Genomic DNA, 20,616 nt, shown 5'->3' with positions numbered 1-20,616 from the left:
CCGTGCGCGCACCCGACGACGAGGTGCCGATCACGCCCGACGTCGTCCGTGCCCTGCTGACCGAGCAGCACCCCGACCTGGCGGACCTGCCGCTGGGCCGGCGGCACGCCGGCTGGGACATGGCGATGTACCGCCTGGGCGACGACCTGGCCGTGCGGCTGCCGCGGCACGCCGCGTCGGTGCGGTCGATGGACTCGGAGCTGCGGTGGGTGGCGCGGCTGTCGGCGGGGTGGACCTTCCCGACGCAGCGCGTCGTGCGGGCCGGGACGCCCGGCGCGGCGTACCCGTGGCCGTGGGCCGTGGTCGCGTGGCTGCCGGGGGTGACGGCCGCGGAGGTGCCGCTCACCGCGGACGCCGGGCCCGACCTGGGGCGGGCGCTCGCGCAGGTGCACGTCCCGGCACCGCCCGACGCGCCGTACAACGACGAGCAGTCGATCCCCCTGGCCGACCGCACCGCCGGTCTCCTCCGGGCCCTGGCCCGCGTCGAGCAGACCGCGCCCGGGCGCGGGCTGCGCCTCGACCGCGAGCGCACCGAACGCCTGTGGGCCGACGCGCTGGCCGCCCCGGTGGACCTGCCGACGTCGTGGATCCACGCGGACCTGCACCCGTTCAACCTGCTCAGCGTCGACGGGCTGTTCGGCGGGGTCCTCGACTGGGCCGACGTGTCGGGCGGTGACCCGGCCACGGACCTCGGGTTCCTGTGGCTGGCGCTGCCGGCCGCCGGGGTCACGGCCGCGCTGGACGCATACGGCGGGGTGTCGGACGCGACCGCGGCGCGCGCGCTCGGCACCGGGCTGGCGATGGCCGCGGGGTGGGTCGGCCACGAGGACGGCTCACCCCAGGAGATCGGGTGGCGGGCGCTGGGCGAGCTGGGCGTCGTCGGTCCGTCCGGGACTGACCGGCGCGGGCCGCGCGGACCTCAGGGCAGGTCGGGTCCGCGCACGCCGACGACCGGGTCGTCCGGGTAGCGCGGCGGGATCGGGCTCTGCGCGGTCGGCTGCCACGTGATGGTGACCGCGTTGCGCTCGGCCCGGTCGGCCAGCCCGCGCGCGTCGTACCCGTCCGCGACCATCGCCGCCTCGATGGCCTCGAGCAGCTCGCGTGGTCTCTGGGTGCCGAGAAGCCACCACACGAAGGGGGTGAAGCGTGCGCGCCCGGCGAGTTCCACCGCGTCGGTCACCCCCAGCAGACCGGGCACCCGGACCCAGCCGTCGATCGCGCTGTCGAGCCCGTTGACCGCCACGGCGGACGTCGTGAACCACCCCACCCGGTAGTGCGGCGAGGACGCGGGCAGCTCGGGCCGCCGCCCGACGAGCAGCGGGCGCCGCACGACGCGCACCCGCCCGGGGTCGATCGTCGACCACGGGACGACGTACCTCGAGTGCGTGCGGAACCCCACGACCAGCCCGTGCTCGCACACCCGGTGCCGGTCCATGGCACCCGCCGCCACGAACAGTGCGACCCAGAACGCGAAGCTCCCCCAGATGACGAGGCGGACGCTCAGCTCCGTGGCGTTCGGCGCGACGACGGAGGTCGCCACGGCGACGACGAGCAGCACCGCGAAGGCGACGTTCGCCGTGCGACCCGGCCAGGCGCGGAACGTCGCGCGGACGGCTCCCATGTCCTCCGCGGTCCGCTCACCGAGCTCGATGAGCCGCTCGGCGGCCTCCGGGCTCCTCGGGTCCTCGAAGACGACGAACTCCCGGTGCGTGCTCACGCCGCCCCCAGCACCGTGCGCCAGTGCTCGGCGACGCCGGCGCGCCCGGCACCGCGGTACCGCACGCCGTCGTCGCCCTCGCCGAAGGACACGTAGCTGCCGTCCGGTCCGGTGAACACACCGGTCCAGGTCTCGCGCATCGGCTCACCGAGGTCCAGCCGGGTGATCGTCACAGCGGCGGTGCAGCGCCCCACCGGCTCGAGCGCGGGGTCCTGGGCAGCGACCTGCTCCCGGGTGAGGTACAGGTCGAGGGCGGGGACGGGGGCGTCGCCGACGGCACCGGACCAGCCGGCCAGCTCCTCGGCCACGAGCTCTGCGGTCGCGAGCACGAAGTGGTGCAGCCCGGTGTGCGTGACGTACTCCGCCAGCCACAGGCCGGCGCGCTGCTCGTAGAGGACCGCCCAGTCGCGCGCCTCCGAGCCCTGGCGCTCGGCGACGACGACGCACTCCGTGTACCGGCGCATGGTGAGCAGGGCGTGGATGTCCGGCAGCGCCTGGTAGGCGAACGTCCCGCTCTCGGGATCGAGGGGGACGGCGCGGTAGACGCCCCTGGCCGTGAGGCCTCGCAGCGCCGCGTCGACCGCGGCACCGTAGAGCGCCAGCCGCGCCTCGACCACGCTCTCCGCGTCCGCCGGGTCGAGGTCCGTCGCCGGATCGATCGTCTCCTGCGTCATCCGAACAGCCCTTTCCACACCTTCTTGGCACCGGCGGCGATCTTCCCGGCGCCGGCGGCGATCGCCTCACGGTTCTCGTACGCCCACGCCCCGACCGCCACGACGCCGGCCACGGCGACGACCGCGAGACCGACCGGGTTCGAGACGAGCCCGACCGCCACGAGCGTTGTCGCCACACCGCCGGCGACGGAGGCGGCGCCGCCGACGCCCCTGGCCCACCGGTCGTCGGTCGCCATCCCGGAGTCGGTCGCCGCCGTGTAGATGTCGTACCCGCCGACGGCCACGGACACCGGGCCCATGACACGCGCCACCACCGGGCCGGCCGCCCGGACAGGCCTCATCAGCTTGTCGAACCGACCGGCGGTGCCCCTGATCTGCGCGGGCGTGAGCGCCGGGTGGGCGCGTGCCACGTTCGCGAGCGCACGGGCCTCGCCCTGCATCCCCCGCAGCATCCGGAAGTGCCGCTGCGCTCGCATGACGTCCGCAGGGTTGTCGCTCATGTAGGCCTTGAGCATGGCTCGCTCGGCCTTGATGTACTTGCGGTAGGTCGCCGGGTCGTCGAGGTCCGGGGCACCGCCCTTGAGGGACTGGTAGAGGTCACGGGCCTTGAGCAGCTTGGCCTCGGCGCGCGCGGACAGCGCGGGCGAGCGCGCGTAGTTGACGATCCCGTAGAGCGCGTACGACTTCGCCGCGCCCTTGACGGCGTTGGTCGCGGTCTCCCTGGCGAGGGTCACGTCGGGATTGCTGAAGAGCTCCTTGAGCTTCTGCGGGTCGATCGACGCGGTCGGCGGGAGCATCGCCGCGGTCGCCCGCTGCCACGCCTCGACCGGGGCGAGCGACCCCGCGCCCGGCGCCCAGACCTCGGTCTCGTCGTTGAGCGCCGCGGCGGTGCGCTGCCGGGCGGTCGCGAGGTCGGCCTGGGCGGTGCCCGCGCGCCGGGCCTGGCGGTCCATGTCCTGCCGGTACCGCTCGGTGAGCTCGGGCTCGCCCATCCGGCGGGCCTGCCGCCACAGCTCCTGCGCGTCGTCGTACCGGGCGGCGGCGTCGCGCACGGCCTGCTGCGCCGTCTGCAGCGCGTCGGCGTAGTCGACGAGCGCTCCGCCGACCGCGACGAGCGAGAGTCCGATGGCCCCGGTCGCCTTCGACGCGTCGGAGCGCGCGCCGGCGAACGCGGCCACCCGCGCCGCGGGCAGCCCGGCCGCCGCGTCCTGGCCGGCCGACCGCAGCCGGCTGCTGCGTGTCTCCCCCACGGTCTCGCTGAGGCGCGACAGCCGGGTGACGACGCTCCGCAGCCCGTCCGGGTCGCCGGCCGGCACCCGGAAGTCGCTCACCGCGGTCCCCCGGTCGCCCCGACCAGCTGGTCGGACGCGGTGGTCGTGCCCTGCGCGAGGCCCGAGACGACCACGGCGGTGGCGACGAGCGCGCCGCCGACAGCGGCCAGGGCGCTCTCGGCCAGCTGGGCGATGTGGCCGTCGCCCGCGGCCGCTGCCGCCTCGCGGCCCCGGTCCCGCGCAGCCAGCGCGTCGTCCGTCAGGCCCTCGGCCAGCGTGCCGAGCGCACGCGACGCGGCCCGCAGACGGGCGGGGTCACCTCCGGCGAACGCCATGCGGACGTCCTCTCGCTCGTCACTCCGACAGGGAGAGCGCCGCCGGGCACGACGTCGGGCCCCGGCAGAGCCGGGCGAACACTACCCAACCGGACATCCGACCGGCCGGCGGCGCCCGAGGGTTCACCCGAACCGCCGTCCGGCCGAAGCGTGACCTGCGCGCAACATGCCCGACACACGCGGCTCGTACCGTCGCCGCACCGTGTGGCACCGCACCCGTGGACACACCGGGCGCCGCGCGCCACGCTTGACCGACCCGGCTCACGAGGCCGCACGACTGACGTACCGACCGCGCACGGCAGGACGGACGCACGCGAGGAGGCCGGGATGTTCGACCACGTCGACCCCTTCATCGGCACCGACGCGACCGCCCTGCCCGCGCCCAGCGGCCTGGCGGCGACGTGGTGGTGGCCCAAGCCGCAGGTGGGCAACACGCACCCCGGGGCCACGTACCCGCTGGGCATGGTGTCGGCGTGCGCGTACTCCGGGGCGTACCCCACGGGCTACGGCCGCTACGACCTGTCGACCGAGGGGCAGCCGCCGGTGCTGCACGACCGGCTGGTGGCCAGCGGGTTCACGCACTTCCAGCAGTCCGGTACGGGCGCGATCCGCAAGTACTACAACTACTTCCGGGTCACCCCGATGCTCGGCCCGCTGGACGACCTGGGCCGCACGTGGGAGATCGTCGACGAGGTCGCCCGCCCCGGGTACTACGCCGCGACGCTCGAGTCGGGGATCCGCGCGGAGATCACGGTCGGCCCCAAGTCCGCCGTCCACCGGTACACGTTCCCCGCGCACCACGACGCGCGGCTCGTCATCGACTTCTCCCTCGGCGGGCTGGACATCCCCTACGGCCGGACGATCCCGCTGCGTGCGCACCTGGCGTCGGTGGGCCCCGGGTGCGCGGAGGGCGAGATCGTCGTGGAGGGCGCACCGCTGGCCACGCGCGTGGAGTGCGACGCCCAGCAGTGGCGCCAGATGCTCTGGTACGACCGGCGCCTGATGCCCGGCGGCACGCGCCTGGACTTCGACCGGATCCGCCCGACCACCCTGCGCCCGTTCGGCCTCATGTGGGCGGGGCCCACCGAGGCGGGGCAGGTCGTCGAGCTGCGGTTCGGGTTCTCGCTGCGCGGCGTCGAGCAGGCCGCGGCCACCCTGCACCGGGAGTGCGGCCCGGACCCGCGGCTGTCGTTCGAGCGGCGGCGTGCCACCACCGAGGGCGTGTGGCGCGAGCACCTGGGCAAGGTCCAGGTCGACACCCCGTCGCCGGACCGGGCCACCGTCTTCGGCACGGCGCTCTACCACTCGCTGGTCAAGCCGTGCCTCGCCCCCGACGAGTCGCCGTTCTGGCCGACGCCCGGGCCGTTCGCCTTCGACCTGTCGACCATGTGGGACATCTACCGCACCCAGCTGCCGCTGCTGACGGCGCTGGCGCCGGACCGGGCCGTCGAGCTGGCGAACGCGCTGCTGCAGATCGCCGAGGAGGAGGGCAACCTGCCGATCGGCTACCGCATGGCCCGCGGCGCCGACCGGTTCAGCCGGCAGGCGTCCGCGCTGGCGCACACCTTCCTGGCGGACCTGTGCGCGCTGGGCCTGCCGGGCGTCGACTGGGACTGGGCGCTGGTGCACATGCACGACGACCTGCGCCGCACGTACGGCGAGGAGTTCCTGCTGCACGGCCGCACCCACCCCATCAGCCACACGCTCGACCTCGCGTTCGGGTACTGGTGCTCCGCGATCGTCGCGGGGCGGGTCGGCGACCTGGCGCTGGTCGACCAGTTCGGCCCGCTGGCCGCGCGCTGGGTCAACGCGTTCGACCGGGACACGGGCCTGCTGGTGGACTCGACGTACTACGAGGGCGGCCGCTGGAACTACTCGTTCCGGCTGATGCACGACATGGCGTCCCGCATCGCGCTGGCCGGCGGCGACGACGCGTTCACGACGATGCTCGACCGGTTCTTCGGGTTCGGCGCCGACCCGGTGAAGCAGCCGGGGCTCCGCCCGGACGTCGAGGAGATGGCCGCCGGGTACGGGCTGCACCGGTTCGAGGGCCTCAACAACGAGCCGGACATGGAGGCGCCGTGGGCCTACATGTACGCGGGCCGCCCGGACCGCACCGCCCAGGTGGTGCACGACGTCGTCCAGCAGCAGTTCGGTACCGGCCGTGGCGGCCTGCCCGGCAACGACGACTCCGGCGGGCTGTCCTCCTGGTACGTCTGGGCGTCGCTGGGGCTGTTCCCCGTCGCAGGGCAGAACCTGGTCCTGCTCAACGCACCCTCGTGGCGCGAGGCCCGCCTGGACGTCGGCGGCCGGCCGCTGACGGTCGAGACGACGGGGTTCGTCGAGCCCGAGCCCGGTGGTCCGGCGCAGCACGTGCAGTCGGTCCACCTGGACGGGGTACCGCTGGAGCGTCCCTTCCTGACGGGCGGCGAGCTGCACGCCGGCGGCCGTCTGCGCATCGCCCTCGGCCCGGAACCGTCGGGCTGGGGTACGCAGCACCGACCACCCAGCGCCCCGGCGCCGCACGTCGACGTCCCGCTCCCCCGCCTCGCCCTGCCCTGACCTGACCGGCAGCACCGCGCTCCCGACCCGGGGAGAGCCCGTCCCACCCCGTCCTCTCCCCCGAGAGGCCGGTCCAGCCCGACCCGAGAGGACGACGCCGTGGACACCACCGCCGCCCGCCCCGACCGCCGCCTCGTCATCGTCGTGCGCGCCGACCCGGTCATCTGCGGCCACTCGGGCGAGGCCCGCAACCTCGCCGAGGCCGCGCTGCAGCGGGGGTTCGACGAGGTCCGCATCGTCACGTGGTCCGTCGAGCGGCTGCAGGAGGCCGGCCTGCCGCTCAAGCCGCTGGACGGCGTGACGCCGTACTCCCCCGGGATCGTCGTGGAGCGCCCCGAGCCCGTGGGCGACTACAAGGTCCCCGACGGCCGCTACCTCGCCGGGCTGACCGGGCGGCTCGTCGAGCTGTTCACCGACGGGGTGCCGACGGTCGCCATGTCCCTGTACCTGTCGCCGCACGCGACGGCCGTGGCGGACGCCGTCTCGGTCGCGCGCCGCACGGGCCTGCCCGTGAACGTGGTCACCGTCGCGGAGGCCGTCGGGTCCGACGTCACCAACGTGGTGCGCGCGTGCGTCGAGCAGGACCGGTTCGGCGCCGCGGCGCACGTGCTCGCGCAGTACCTCTCGCACGACGTCGTGCTCGCCGTCTCCCAGTACACCCGGGACCTGGTGATCACCGAGGCCGCAGCCATCGACGCCCGGCACGGCACCCGGTTCGCCGACGAGTGCCGCGAGCGCGTCAACGTGTCCTACCCCGCGATCGACGTCGGCACCTACCTGGCGCGCGACGAGGACGCGACGGACCGCGCCCTGGCGGCCCGCGGGCTGACGCGCGACGGGTACGTGCTGTTCCTGTCGCGCCTCGCGCACGCCAAGGGCGTCGACGACCTCATCGAGGGGTACGCGCGCTCGGGGGCGCCCGCCGCGGGCCGCCGCCTGGTGATCGCCGGCAACGGGCCGCAGGCCGCCGAGCTGCGGGCCCACGCCGCGCGCACGCCCGTGGCCGACCTCATCACGTTCCTCGACGACGTCCCCGACGACGAGAAGGGCCACCTCATGGCCGGCTGCACCGCGTTCGTGCTGCCGTCCAAGCCGCGCCCGGAGTTCGTCGAGACGTTCGGGATCGCGCTGGTCGAGAAGATGCTGTCCGGGGGTGGGCCGGTGATCACGACCGTCACCGGCGGCATCGGGGAGGCCGTGGGCGACACCGCGGTCATCGTGCCGGTCGACGCCCCCGACGCGATCGCCGCCGCGCTCGACGACGTCCTCGCGATGGACCGCGCCGAGCGCGCCGCGTCCGCCGAGCGGGCGCGGGAGTACGCGCTGCGGTTCGACCGCGGGGTCGTGCTCGACCGGATCCTCGAGCAGGTGGACGCGGCGAGGTGGGCACCGGTCCCGGCCTGACGGTGGACCACACGCAGCGGGGGCTCCGGTGATCCCACCCGCGGAACACCCACGAGGACTGCCACGATCTGCCACGATCGTCCCGGTCGTCCAGGAGCAGCGAGCCGACCGGCTCGGCCCACGGCCACTCACCGGAGGTCTCCCGTGCCGTCGCCCCGCCGTGCCCTCGCCACGCCCGCTCTCGTCGTCCTGCTGGGTGCGCTGACCGCGTGCGGAGGCGGGTCCAGCACCGACGCCGCCACCGCCACGCCGAGCGCGACCCCGTCGGCCTCCCCGACCGTCGAGGCGACCCCGGAGCCGACGACGCTCACCGCGGCCGACTTCATCCGGACCATCGTCGACGCCCAGGTGGCCGCCGGCAGCTACGACTTCACGATGACCATGGGCAGCGCGGGCGAGTCCATGTCCATGAGCGGCTCCGTGCACCTCGGCGGGGACACGCCGGCGCTCGCCATGGTGATCGAGGCACCCGACACCCCGGCCATGACCGTGCGCTCCGTCGGCGGGATGAGCTACGTCAACCTCGGTGAGCTCACGGGCGGCAAGTTCCTCGCGATCGACCCCGCGGACGCGTCGAACCCGTTCGGCGCGGCGTTCGCCGAGGCCATGGGCGAGGTCGACCCCACGATGGGGCTGGAGGGCCAGGAGGCCGCCATCGTCAGCGTGACACCGACCGGTGAGCCGATCGAGGTCGACGGTGTCGAGGCGCAGACGTACGTCGTGGTCATCGACCCGTCGAAGCTGCCCGAGGAGCTGGCCGAGATGCAGGCGCAGCTCCCCCCGGGCACCGAGGTGCCCGCGACGCTCGAGTACACCTACGTGGTCGACGCCGACGGGCGCGCGCGCGAGGTGAGCTTCGACATCCTCGGGATCCAGTCGCGCACGACGTTCACGAGCTGGGGCACGGCCGCCCCCGTGGACGCCCCGACCGCCGAGGAGATCACCACCGAGGACCCGTTCGCCGGCTGACCCCGGCGGGGTGGCCGGCGACCGCCGGCCACCCCGGTCCCCCGCTCGTCAGGGCGTCGCGTAGGCGGTGAACTGCGTCCCGGCGGGCAGCTCGCCGTAGAACTCGATCTCGAACGGGGCCTCGCCGCCCGCGGGCACGAGGTCGACGTACCCGCGGGCCGCGCCCACCACGGTCCCCGCCGGGTCGCTCGCCACGACGACGACCAGGGCCATCTCGACGTCCTCCGCCAGGGTGCTCGTCACCGTCCCGGTGACCGTCGTCCCCCACGACGACTCCTGCGGCGCCGGTGTGCTCGAGGTGAGCGCACCGCCGCCGGGCACGTGGGTGACCCCCCGCTGCACGGCGGGCAGCCGCACCTCGACGCGGTCCGGGGTCATCCCGCCGAGCTCACGGAAGGTCCCCGTGATCGCCGTGCGACCGGGCAGCGCCGTCAGGTACTGGGGACGCGCCGCGATGAGGGTGCCGTCGGCGGCGATCGCCTCGACCGACATCTCCGCGGAGCCGTAGTGGTGCTCCGGGTTGGGGTTGTCGACGACGACGACGAACCACCAGGACCCTTCGTCGAGCGGGTCCGGGCCGAACGCGACGTCGGCCACCTGCAGCGGTGCCGCGGTGCCGGCCGCCGCGTCACCGCCCGCGCCCTGCTCGGTCCCGGGCTCGCCGGGCTGTCCGTCGCCCTGCGCACCACCCGGCAGGTCCTCGTCGGGGGCGGCACCGGGACCCTCGGGCTCCAGGCGCTCCTCCCCCTGCTCCGCGACGACGTCCTCGGTCGAGACGAGCTCGTACACGACCAGCGTGGTGAAGCCCACCACGGTCGCCAACGTCCCGACGACGGCACCGGCGACGCCCGCGCCGACCTTCCGTCCCGCGCCCCGCCCCCGGGCGATCGACACGATGCCCAGCACGAGCGCGACGAGACCCAGCAGCACCGCCACGACGTTGGCGACCGGCGCCCAGGCCATGACGAACGCGACGACCGCCAGGACGAGGGCGGCGACGGCGAGGCCGTTGCGCGTCGGGGGCGCGACCGGCCCCCAGGGCGCGCCCGGCGGGGTGGCCCCGGGGTGGACGGCACCCGGCGGCGTGGCACCTGGCGGGGTGTGTCCAGGCGGGGTGCGTCCAGGCGGGGTGTGTCCAGGCGGGGTGTGTCCAGGCGGCCCGCCGTGGGACGCCGCGCCGTTCGCGTCGGCCGGCGAGTCGGACGCGGCCCCCGGACCGTACGACGCTCCCGGGGGCGTGCCGTACGACGCTCCCCCGACCTCGTACGGGTTGTACGGGTTCGCGGACGGCCCACCGTACGGCGACACCGGGCTGCCGTAGGGGACGGTCCCGGGCGGCGCCGGCGGAACACCGGGCGCCGCGAAGGGCTCCAACGGCGGCGGCGGGGGCGGCGGCACCGCCCCGGTTCCGTGCGGCGTCGTCGACGGGTCCTCGCTGCTCACGGCACTCCTGATCCGGGGGTGGGGCGGGTCAGGGAGCATCTTGACGCACGTCGCCGCGATGTGCGGGTGAGAGTCCGGGGCCGACGCCCGGACGGGCGAACCGGAGCCGGTCGGCCCGCCGTCCGTCGCTCAGCGCACCCGCGCGAGCGACTCCAGCGCGGCGACCGGGTCCGGGCCCGTGGGGAACAGCACGCAGGTGGTGGCCCCGGCGTCCCCGCGCGCGGTGACGCGCTCGCGGACGTCGGCGGGCGTGCCGGCCAGCGCCAGCTCGCGCACCCAGGCGTCGGGCAGGGCGGCGGCGAACTCCTCGGGCGACGCGCAGCGGGCACGCAGGTCGGCCAGGTCGGCCGCGAACGGCAGCGGTGCGACGTGCGGCGCCCAGTCGGGCTCGCCGATCCACGCGAGGCCCGTGCGTGCGACGGCGAGGGCACGCGCCTCGTCGTCGTCGACGGCTGCGACGTCGTAGGTCACGACGCGGGGCGGCGCCGGCGCCGCGACCTGCGCGACGGCCGCCCGCACGTACGCGGGAGCGCAGGGTTCGGCGAGCACCACACCCTCGGCCACGCGCCCGGCGGCCGCGAGCGAGCGCGGGCCGCGCACCCCCAGCAGCACGTCCGGCACGACCTCGGGCACGGACGACGGGTCGAGCGCGACACCGTCGAGGACGACCTGGGCTCCGGGCGCGGTCGTCACCGTCTCGCCGCGCAGCAGCGCCCGCAGCGCGACCGTGTACTCCTCGAGGTAGGTCAGAGGCCGGGCGGGCCACCGGCCGACCGACCGCATCCAGTCCGGCATGCCGTGCCCGACGCCGAAGGTCGTGCGGCCCGGCAACAGCCGCGCGAGCGTCGCGGCGTCCATCGCGGCGAACGCGACGTCCCGCGACGCGGCCGGCACGATGCCGATGCCGACGTGGATCCGCTCGGTCGCCGCCAGCACGGCCGCGGCCTGCGCGGCACCGCCGCGGAAGCCGAGGTCCTCGACCACCCACAGCTCGTCGAAGCCCAGGGCCTCGGCGCGGCGGGCGTGCTCGAGCACACGGTCGGCGGGCAGGTCACGCGGCAGGAGCACCCCGAGGGACGGCGTCGTCATGGGGACATCCTGGCCCACCGCCAGGGGTCACCTCCCTCGCGGCCGGTGGTCGTGGCCTGGGGCGTGCACCGGGCACCGCGCGGCGAGCAGGATCCGCAGGTCGGTGGACCCGAGCAGGAACTCGGCCGACGGACCGGTACCGGATGCCCATGACGACCATCGACGCCGGCTACTGCAACATCTACTGCCACATGCGTGTTGCAGTAGATGTTGCAGTAGCCGATGGAGGACGTGTCCGGCGCGACGACCGCTACGTCAGTCGCCACGCTGCCCGAGGGTCCTTGGGCGACTGGCCCTCCCACGCCACCAGGCCGGCGTCCTGCAGTCGTTGCAGATGACGCGAGGCGGTCGGCCGAGTCACGCCCGCCACATCGGCCACCTGACCGGTGCCCAGTGGCCGACCGGCACGCCGCAGCGCATCGAGCACCTTGAGCGCACCGGCCGGAAGAGCCGCGCGGACCTCCGCCGGGAGCGCGTCCGAGAGGAACAGCGTCAGCTGGACCGACGCGGCGGTCTGTGTGTACAGCGGGTCGGTCAGTCCCCGGGCTCGCATCTGGTCGAAGATGCGGCGGATCCCCTCCCCGAGTTCCTGCGCGATGCCCAGATCGGAGCACACACGTGCCAGGCGCGGGTTGCGCGCATATCTGCTGAGGTTGAGCGGTCGTGTCGGGTCCACGAGTCCGGGAAAGCGCCCTGGGCTGGAGATCTCGATTCTGTTGGGGAAGATCTCGACGCGCACGTGGTCGCCGGCCATGCTGTAGGAGCGGTGAAGCACGGCGTTGACCAGCCCCTCGAGCCAGGCGTCCCGCGGAATCACGGGGACCGCCTCGAACCGCCCGCTGGCACCGAGTGCGCGTCGATCGGGGACCAGCGACCCGATGACCTGTGCCGCTTGCGCGATCTGCTGCGGGATGGAACCTTCGCAACGGACATCTGCGGCGTCCTCGAGCGTCAGGCCCGCTCCGGTGCCCCGCTCCACACCGCGGTAGCGGAGGACGCGAACCTGCGCGTTGGGGAACAGGGCTTGCGGCCGTTCGCCGAAGAGCAGGTAAGCCGCGACCGTCAGGCGGCCGTCCCGCGTGAGGAGTCCTCGCGCGCGGAGCATGCCCTCCGGAGACGACGACCCGATCGCCTCCTGGTAGGCCTCCACCTGAGCCTTGTCGAGGTCCTCGATACGGACGTCAACCGGCGTCCCGTCGAACGGAGCCCCACCGCGGTCGTACTCGAGCTCCTGCCGCTGAGCGAAGCCCAGCCTGCGCGACTCGTCCCCGACCCTCAGGTAGCACTCGCCAGCCGTCGTCTCGTGCACCCGCTCGCCAGGATCGACCGGCTTCACCATCCATGTCGGGATGCGGTTCCACCTGCTTCCCGCTCAGCAACCCCGCGCGCACCCGCTAGCGCCGACACGACCGCCCCGCGCCGCACCTGCGGCACCCGGCCATCGGTCAGCGCAGCATCTGGAGCACCAGCGCGGCCCCGACCAGCGCCGTCATCACGGCCGCGGTCGCGACTGCCCGTGGCGGGCGGGGCACGCGCGCGTCGCCCTGGACCGCCTCGACCGTCATCCACGCCGGCTCCTGCGGGTCGTAGCGGACGTCGACCGGCTGCCCGACGAGGTACCGGGCCGCCGGACGCGGGGTGCGGGGCCGGGTCTCGTGGCGCTCGTCCCCCACGTGGTACCGGACCGTGGGCACCGGCGAACCCCCGACGTCCTCCACGGCGACGACCTCACCGGACGCCGAGCGGGCACGCTCGAGCCGCCGGCGGGTCCGCCGGGCGTCCCGGGCGGCACGCAGGAGCGGCAGCGCGATGGCGAGCGCGGTGAGCAGGAGCGCGATCTGGACCGCGGGGACGACGGGCATGGCAGCCATCGTCAGGCATCGCGTCGGTCCACGACGTCGAGAGGCACGCGCTGCACGGCAGGTGGCGGCCGCCGGGACGACGCAGCGCGGCCCGCGAGGACGTGCTCCCCGCGGGCCGCGCCGGTCAGGCTCCGGTCAGCGACCGGTCACCGGTGACCACCCGGCCTCCCGGGCGGGGGGCCGGCCTGCTTGCCGGGCTTGCCCGGCCTCCCGTCGCCCGGCTTGCCGTCCCCGGGCTTCTCCGGCTTGCCGGGCTTCCCGTCCCCCGGCTTCCCGGGCTTCTCCGGCTTGCCGGGCTTGCCGTCCCCCGGCTTCCCGGGCTTCCCCGGCTTCCCGGGCCGCTCGGCCTCGACGACGGTCACGGCCTGCGCCGTCACCGGCGTCGACGTCGCGAACCCGCGGGCCGTCGCCGTGACCGTCACGGTCACCTCGCCGCCCACGTGGGGCTTGCGCGGCGTGAACGTCGCGTCGGTAGCCCCCCGCACGACCTTCCCGTCGACGGCCCACGCGTAGCGGAGCCGGGCGTCGGCCGGGTCGACGTCGGCGACCGCGGTGAGCCGCGTGCCGGCGCGCACCGTGCCGTCCGACGTCAGCCCGCTGAGCGTGACGCCCCGGACGACCGCCCGGCGCTCCACGGTGAGCGTGTACTCCTGCGAGACGGTCCCGTCGGGCGACGTGACGCGGACGGTCGCGACGCCGCCGTTCTCGTCCGACGGCTGCGTCACCGCCACCCGCGCGGCCGCGTCGACGGGCACCGCGACGACCGTCGGCCAGGCCGACCCGTCGACGGTCACGTCGTACGACGTCACGCCCGGTGCGAGGCCCGGCACGTCGACGCCGTCGGTGCGCAGCGCCGCCAGGTCGGCCACCGACGACGCCGCGGGGGCGACCGCACCGATCTCGACCTCGGAGACGATCATGTGCACACCCGGGTTCGGCGTCAGCGCGAACCGCAGACCCGTCGCGGTCACGCCACCGAGGTCGAGCGTGACGACCGGGGCCGCCCCGTCGCCCGGCTCGGCGACGGTGATCGGCGACCCGTCGACCGGCACCCACGTGCCGTCGGCCGTCTGCCGCTCGACCGCCACCTCGCTCGCCCAGCTGCGGTGCCAGCCGTCGACGTAGAAGTACACGGCCGCGTCGGCCACCTGGGTCTGCGGGAACGTGTACGTCAGGGTGTCGCCCGCGCGCGCGGTGCCCACCCAGTTCGACCACGCCTTGTCGGTGCGGTCGCCGTTGCGGGTGCTCTCGATCGAGTACCCCGGCTCGGTGAACGTCGCCGATGCCGTCGTGGTGGGCAGCGGCACGATGTTCGCCGACGACCGCGCGGTGACGACCACGTGCAGCGTCGCCGCCACGGGCTCGGCGTCCGGCTCGTTGGACACGGCCGCACCGGTCACGCGCACGACGCCCTGCGTCGCGAACGACTCGTCGGTGACGCCCGACCAGTCCCACGTGACGGGCGTGTCGAACGTCGCCGTCGACGCCCCGATGCGCGCGGGCACGACCGCGGGGGCAGCGGCCTGCACCTGCGCGAGCGTCGCCCCCTCGTAGGTGGTGACGGACACCGGGTCGGTGACCGTGAACCCGCCGACGTCGACCGTGGCGGTCACCTGCAGGGTCGCGCCGTACACGTCGGTCGCGGTGCCGGTGACCGGCACCTGCCCGGCCTGCTCCCACGCCGTGGCGGGGACGTCGTCCCACACCACCGTGGCGGCGGGACCCGTGCCCCAGCGGTACGTCGGCACCACCGTGGCCGGCAGCACCGGTGCGACGCCGACCGTGGTGCTCACGGCGACCGGCGGGACGCCGGTGGCCTCGACGTCACGCGGGTACCAGCGCTGGTTGGCGCCGCCGTTGGAGCCGTACACCCCGACGCCCGCGTCCTCCTCGGTCGACTGCCCGCCGACCTCGAGCGCCTGGCCGATCCCCTCGTTGACCAGCGCGTACGTGAGCGTGTCGGTCGAGGACAGGATCCAGCGGGTCTGCGGGTCCTGCGCCGCGCCGGCCACGGGCACCGACCGCAGGTCGGTGCCGGCGGGAGTGGCCCCCAGCACGCGCCCGTCGGCCGCCTCCAGCACGACGCGCAGCGTCCCGTCGAGGCGTCCCGGTGCCACGGTGTGCGCGGTCCACAGCTGCGGGCCCACCGCCTGTGCGGTGTCGCCCGGCGTGGTGATGGTCGTCGCGGTGGCCGCGTCGGCCACCGTCAGCGCCTTGCCGCTCTGGACGCCCACCAGCTGGTAGGTGCGCCCGTCGGCCAGCGCCGCGGCGTCGTCCGCCACGCCGCTGACGCCCGCGAGGTCCACGGACGTCACGGACCGGGCCGGCAGCGTGAGCGTCACGGACCGTGCCGCGGCGTCGACCGCCACGGCCTCGCCCCGCACCAGTGCGTTCGCGCCCGGCTGGTCGGCCGGCGACTCGGTGGTCACGTACGGCGTCGCGGTCGCCCCGGCGGCGATCGTGCCGAAGTGGCGCAGGTCCACCGTGAGGGTCACCGGCTCGGACGTCGGGTTGGTGTGCACCAGCGTCGTCGACGTGCCGTCGGCCTTGAGCGCGGCCGTCGTCGTCGTCGAGTCGGTGCCGATGACCCGGTCCCCGGGCCGGATGAAGTGCGTGAAGTTGCGCGTGGTGTCGTACTTGGTGCTCGTCTCCACGTGGCACGGCTCGACGTCCGTCCAGTCGCCGCCGGCGTCGTCGACGCGGCGCTCGGACGCGAACACGCGGTCCTCACCGGAGCCGTACCAGCGGCAGTCGAGGTCGATGAAGACCCCGCCCCAGTTGGAGTTCTCGCCCTGCGGCTCCATGTTGTAGAGGTCCTCGACCGGCTGCCAGAACACCCACGCGTCCGACTCCAGCTCCCGCAGGTCGTCGTGGATGCGCCCCGCCAGGCCCAGGCCGTTGACGATGCTGGCCGGGTTCCACCCCGACACCCAGCTGCCCTCGACCTCGCTCATCCACAGCGGCTTGTCCTCGACCTTGGCCAGGTCGCGGACCGTGACGCGCCCGCCCGTGCCGTACGTGTGCACGTTGAGCTGGTCGACGTTGGCGCGGGTCTGCGCGTCGTACGCCTGCCAGTTGCGCACGAACGTGCCCGGGTTGGTCTCGTCCATGGCGGACACCACGGCATCGGTCGTGGAGCCCGGGGCGCGCAGCCGCTCGGCCAGCGCGTCGATGAGGTCGGCCTGCCGCTGCGGGCCGACGTGCATGCCCTCCTGCCGGCCGCCCACCGGGACGCCGTCCTCGAGGGTCGTGCGCCAGTAGTCGGTGTTGGGCTCGTTGAGCGGGTCGACGGTCGCGACCTCGATGCCGTGCGCGTCCTCCAGCGCCTCGCTGACCCGCACCAGGTACGCCGCGAAGTCGTCGACGGAGTCGGGCCGCAGCTGCTCGGTGGTCGGGTCGAACCCGCCGGACACGTACCCGTTCTCGGTCATGAACCACGGCGCGGAGTTGGCGAACGTCTCCCAGTGGGTGATCTGCTCGTCGTCCGCGAGCTGCTGCACCCACCACCGCTGCCCGGCGTCCGCGTCCAGGTCGTAGAACCGGTCGTCGGCCGGGTCGAACGCCTCGCGGACCGCCTCGGCGTTCGCGTGCGTCGTCGGGGCGCCGTACAGGTCGCCGGTGGTGTCGGCACGCCACCACCCGGGGACGGCGCCGCCGGCCCGCAGGTAGTCCTCGACGTCGGACGCGTGGCCGCCGCCGATGTTGTAGCGGGCGATGTTGAGGTCCAGGCCGTCGGCCGTGAACAGCTTGTCGTACAGGTCCTGGCGGACGTCCGCCGGGTACCCGCCGGTCGCGTTGGCGAACCAGACGAGGGAGGTCCCCCAGCCCTGGAACGTCTCCCCCGCGTACCAGGGGTTGGGGGTGACGGTCACCGCGGTGCCCGTCGGGGCGGCGGTGGCCGGTGCGGTCACGGCCGGGGCTGCGATGAGCCCGGCCGTCAGCGCGAGCACGGCGGCTCCCGCTGTCGAGCGACGTGACGTCGTCGTCATCTGTCCTCTTCTCCGAGGTCGCTGCGAACGGTGGGTCGTGCGTGTCGTGCGGGGTGGTACGTGGTGCTGCGGTGGTGCGACCGGCCGGGCACGCCCGGCCGGGGGTCAGGAGTCGGTGTGGCCCAGGTCGGGTGCGTCGACCAGCGCGAGCTCACCGGCGCCGGCGAGCAGCTCGAGGACGACGACGCGGTCGCCGCGCCCCGTGACGGTGGGGGCGGGCGCGTAGAGCGTGGTCTGCGGCCCCTTCGACCAGTACCGGCCGAGCGACGTGCCGTTGACCCACACGACGCCCTTGCCCCAGCCGCGGGTCGAGACGAACAGGTCGGCGACCGGCAGGTCGTGCTCCCAGACGCTGAACGAGGGGCCGGGCACCGGACCGGTCGTGGCTGCGGCACCGGCCGCGAGCGCGGGCGACGCCGCGACCGCGTCCACGTCGACGGGCAGCACCCGCCACCCGGTCAGCGGCCGGCCGCCCAGGGTCGCCGGGCCGATCAGGCCCTTGTCCTCCCCGATGCGCGGGCCGTAGTTGACGCGGCCCTGGTCCTCGACGAGCACGTCGAGGCGGGCGACGCCGACGGCGGGCAGCGTCAGCGAGGTCGCGTGCTCGGCGCGGTCGAGCACCCCGACGGGCCGACCGTCGAGGAACACCTGCGCACGGTCGCGGACCTCGCCGAACGCGAGCACCGCGGGGGTCGGCAGGTCGACGGTCGTGCGGTGCAGCACGAACCCACCCACCGCGCCGACCTGCTCGTACGTCGGCACGTCGGGTGCCTCGACCCAGCCGTCGAGCCCGTCGACGACGGACCACAGGTCCACCGTGCGACGCCCGTCGCGCAGCACGGCCGTGGGTGCGGGCCCGCGCACGGGGGGCACGTCGCCCGGCAGGTCGGTGTACCGGCCGAGCACCTCACGGAAGGCGTCGTACTTGGCGGTGCGGGTGCCGTCCTCCGCCAGCGGGGCGTCGTAGTCGTACGACGTCACGGTCGGCTGGTAGACGCCCTTGTCGTTGGCGCCGTTGGTGAACCCCGCGTTGGTGCCGCCGTGGAACATGTAGACGTTGACGGACCCGCCGGCGGCCAGCAGGGCGTCGAGGTCGGCCGCGGAGGCGGCGGCGTCGGTGGTGTGGTGGTGCGCCCCCCAGTGGTCGAACCAGCCGCACCAGAACTCCATGCACATCAGCGGGCCGGTGGGCTGGTGGCGACGCAGCACCTCGAGCCGCTCGGCCGTGCGCGACCCGAAGGTGGCCGTGCGGTGCACCCCGGGCAGTCCGCCGCGCTCCAGCATCGCGTCGTCGGCCTGGTCGCACGTCAGCAACGGCACCTCGATGCCCTGCGCGAGGGTCATCGCGACCAGCGCACGCAGGTACTCCTGGTCGTCGCCGTAGGCGCCGTACTCGTTCTCCACCTGCACGGCGATCACCGGGCCGCCGCGGGTGACCTGCCGGGCGGCGACCAGCGGCAGCACGTGCGCGAGGTACCGGCCGACCGCGGCCAGGTACGTCGGCTCGTTGCGGCGCACCCCCACCCCCGGCAGGCGGAACAGCCAGGCGGGGAGACCGCCGTTGTCCCACTCGGCGCAGATGTACGGGCCGGGGCGCACGATCGCGTGCATGCCCTCGGCGGCGACGAGGTCGAGGAACCGGCCCAGGTCCCGCGGGCCGGACGTGTCGAAGACGTCCGGGGTGGGCGCGTGCACGTTCCACGCGACGTACGTCTCGATGGTGTTGAGCCCCATCTGCCGCGCCGAGCGGATGCGGTCGGCCCACAGGTCCGGGTGGACGCGGAAGTAGTGCAGCGCGCCGGAGAGCACCTGGTGCGGGCGGCCGTCGAGCAGGAAGTCCTGCTCGCCGATCTCGAACGTGGGCATGCGGGAGCTCCTCGGGGCGCGCGGGCGTGGGGCGTTCGGGTCACACAGGGACGGGACCGCGCGCCCGGGTGCCGGGCGCGCGGTCCGGCGGTCAGTCGACCGTGAAGCCCTGGTCGTCGCCGTAGGTGACGAGCTGGTCCTGCCAGGCGGCGAGCCCCTCGGTGATGGTCGTGCCCGAGACGTAGGCCTGGCCGACCGTGTCGTTGAAGACGCTGTTGGCGTAGACCTGGAAGGGCAGGTACTGCCAGCCCTCGGCGACGTCGGCCGCGGCCTGCGCGAGCACCTCGTTGATCTTCTGCCCGCCGAAGTACTCGGACTCCTGCGCGAGGTACTCCTCGGACTCCAGGTCCGCGACCGTGGCGGGGAACCCGCCGCCCTCGAGCCGCAGCGCGACGCCGTCACCGGACGACGCGAACTCCAGGAAGTCGTAGGCGAGGGCCTTGTTCTCCGAGGCCTCCATGACGGACATCGCCGACCCGCCGTTCTCGGCGGTCACCGACTCACCGGCCGACCACTGCGGCATCGGCGCGACGCGCCACCTGCCCGCCCCCTCCGGCACACCGGACACGAAGTTGCCGGGCATCCACGCGCCGGTCACGAGCGTGGCGATGGTGCCGTTGCCCAGGCCCTGGTACCACTCGTCGCTCCACGCGCTGATGGGCGCGAGCAGGTCCTCCCCGACCAGCTGCTGCCACAGGTCGGCGTACTGCTGCGAGCCCTCGTCCGCCAGGTCGATGCTCACCGTGGTGCCGTCGACCTGGAAGGGCTGCCCGCCGGCCTGCCACATGAGCGACGTGGCCAGGCCCGCGTCACCGGTGTCCGAGGTGATGAAGACGCCGGGGTCCGCCGCCTGCAGCGCCCGGCCCGCGGCCACGTACTCGTCCCACGTGGTCGGCACCGCGATGCCGTGCTGCTCGAAGAGCTCGGCGTTGTAGAACATGGCCATCGGGCCGGAGTCGAGCGGCAGGCCGTACACGCCGTCGCCCTGCTGCACGGCCGACCACGGGCCGGGGGTGTAGGTGCCCTCGAGCTCGTCGGCGCCGAGGTCGGTGAGGTCGGCCAGCGACTCGCCGATCGCGAACTGCGGCAGTGCGTAGTACTCGATCTGCGCCAGGTCGGGGATGCCGGATCCGGCGCCGATCGCGTTCTGCAGCGCCGTGTACTGGTCGTTGCCGGTGCCGGCGTTGACGAGCTCGATCGTCACGTCCGGGTTGGCCTCCATGTACGCGTCGGCGATGGGCTCCACGGTGGGGTCCCACGCCCAGACCAGCAGCTCGCCGCCCTCGTCGGCGGCGGCGTCCGGGTCGCCTGCGGAGCCGTCGTCACCGCTGCAGGCGGCCAGCGTCAGGGCGAGCACGCCGACCAGGGCGGCACCGCGGACGGCGCCTCGGCGGGGGGTGCGGGTCATGGGGGTGTCCTCTCACGTCGTCGTACG

At 74.7% G+C, this 20,616-nt stretch carries 15 protein-coding genes; 4 read left to right on the top strand and 11 right to left on the bottom strand.

Annotated features, from left to right (window positions below; translation table 11 throughout):
* The first annotated feature begins 2 nt into the window (after positions 1-2).
* Positions 3-968, top strand: coding sequence for a phosphotransferase (locus tag BMZ16_RS01120; RefSeq protein ID WP_089797710.1), 966 nt, complete (start codon positions 3-5; stop codon positions 966-968).
* On the opposite strand, the gene BMZ16_RS01115 is transcribed toward BMZ16_RS01120, so the two are convergent.
* From BMZ16_RS01115 to BMZ16_RS01100, 4 genes are read right to left on the bottom strand one after another with little or no spacing between them, the layout of a single operon-like run.
* Positions 920-1,717, bottom strand: coding sequence for a hypothetical protein (locus BMZ16_RS01115; RefSeq protein WP_089797708.1), 798 nt, complete (start codon positions 1,715-1,717; stop codon positions 920-922). The genes BMZ16_RS01120 and BMZ16_RS01115 overlap by 49 nt on opposite strands.
* Positions 1,714-2,391 carry a hypothetical protein gene (locus tag BMZ16_RS01110; protein WP_089797706.1) on the bottom strand — a complete coding sequence of 226 codons (678 nt, stop codon included), beginning with the start codon at positions 2,389-2,391 and terminating at the stop codon, positions 1,714-1,716. Before BMZ16_RS01110 ends, BMZ16_RS01115 begins: the two co-directional genes overlap by 4 nt.
* Positions 2,388-3,722, bottom strand: coding sequence for a hypothetical protein (locus BMZ16_RS01105; protein ID WP_089797704.1), 1,335 nt, complete (start codon positions 3,720-3,722; stop codon positions 2,388-2,390). Before BMZ16_RS01105 ends, BMZ16_RS01110 begins: the two co-directional genes overlap by 4 nt.
* Entirely contained in the window at positions 3,719-3,997 is a 279-nt protein-coding gene (locus tag BMZ16_RS01100; protein ID WP_089797703.1) for a hypothetical protein, read from the bottom strand. Before BMZ16_RS01100 ends, BMZ16_RS01105 begins: the two co-directional genes overlap by 4 nt.
* Before the next feature lie 327 nt (positions 3,998-4,324).
* On the opposite strand from BMZ16_RS01100, the gene BMZ16_RS01095 reads away from it, so the two are divergent.
* The 3 genes from BMZ16_RS01095 (at position 4,325) to BMZ16_RS01085 (ending at position 8,932) form a co-directional block, all read left to right on the top strand.
* The gene (locus tag BMZ16_RS01095; protein ID WP_089797701.1) at positions 4,325-6,559 is read left to right on the top strand and encodes a glycoside hydrolase domain-containing protein; all 2,235 of its coding nucleotides are present in this window, start codon (positions 4,325-4,327) and stop codon (positions 6,557-6,559) included.
* Positions 6,560-6,658: 99 nt separating this feature from the next.
* Positions 6,659-7,963 (top strand): glycosyltransferase, encoded by a 1,305-nt coding sequence (locus tag BMZ16_RS01090; RefSeq protein WP_089797699.1) that lies wholly within the window; start codon positions 6,659-6,661, stop codon positions 7,961-7,963.
* A 144-nt stretch (positions 7,964-8,107) separates the two neighbouring features.
* A complete protein-coding gene (locus BMZ16_RS01085; RefSeq protein WP_089797697.1) occupies positions 8,108-8,932 on the top strand; it encodes a hypothetical protein in 825 nt (274 codons plus the stop codon).
* 48 nt (positions 8,933-8,980) lie between these two features.
* Here the strand turns inward: BMZ16_RS01085 and BMZ16_RS01080 are convergent, their stop codons facing one another.
* From BMZ16_RS01080 to BMZ16_RS01050, 7 genes are all read right to left on the bottom strand, one after another.
* The gene (locus tag BMZ16_RS01080; protein WP_177199547.1) at positions 8,981-9,895 is read right to left on the bottom strand and encodes a hypothetical protein; all 915 of its coding nucleotides are present in this window, start codon (positions 9,893-9,895) and stop codon (positions 8,981-8,983) included.
* Positions 9,896-10,504: 609 nt separating this feature from the next.
* On the bottom strand, positions 10,505-11,464 hold the full coding sequence (locus BMZ16_RS01075) for an LLM class flavin-dependent oxidoreductase (protein ID WP_089797694.1): 960 nt from the start codon (positions 11,462-11,464) through the stop codon (positions 10,505-10,507).
* 250 nt (positions 11,465-11,714) lie between these two features.
* Positions 11,715-12,803 carry an ATP-binding protein gene (locus tag BMZ16_RS01070; RefSeq protein ID WP_089797692.1) on the bottom strand — a complete coding sequence of 363 codons (1,089 nt, stop codon included), beginning with the start codon at positions 12,801-12,803 and terminating at the stop codon, positions 11,715-11,717.
* 106 nt (positions 12,804-12,909) lie between these two features.
* Positions 12,910-13,326 (bottom strand): DUF3592 domain-containing protein, encoded by a 417-nt coding sequence (locus BMZ16_RS01065; protein WP_089797690.1) that lies wholly within the window; start codon positions 13,324-13,326, stop codon positions 12,910-12,912.
* A gap of 146 nt (positions 13,327-13,472) precedes the next feature.
* Positions 13,473-17,315, bottom strand: a complete 3,843-nt coding sequence (locus BMZ16_RS01060) for a glycoside hydrolase (RefSeq protein ID WP_089797688.1) — start codon at positions 17,313-17,315, stop codon at positions 13,473-13,475.
* Positions 17,316-17,420: 105 nt separating this feature from the next.
* The gene (locus tag BMZ16_RS01055; protein ID WP_089797686.1) at positions 17,421-19,181 is read right to left on the bottom strand and encodes a glycoside hydrolase family 35 protein; all 1,761 of its coding nucleotides are present in this window, start codon (positions 19,179-19,181) and stop codon (positions 17,421-17,423) included.
* A gap of 91 nt (positions 19,182-19,272) precedes the next feature.
* Positions 19,273-20,589: an ABC transporter substrate-binding protein gene (locus BMZ16_RS01050; protein ID WP_089797683.1), complete on the bottom strand. Its 1,317-nt coding sequence runs from the start codon at positions 20,587-20,589 to the stop codon at positions 19,273-19,275.
* Positions 20,590-20,616: the final 27 nt, after the last annotated feature.

Origin of the sequence: Cellulomonas sp. KH9 (assembly GCF_900114185.1) — a bacterium.
Lineage (GTDB): Bacteria > Actinomycetota > Actinomycetes > Actinomycetales > Cellulomonadaceae > Cellulomonas.
This window is presented reverse-complemented; position numbering and strand designations above follow the sequence as displayed.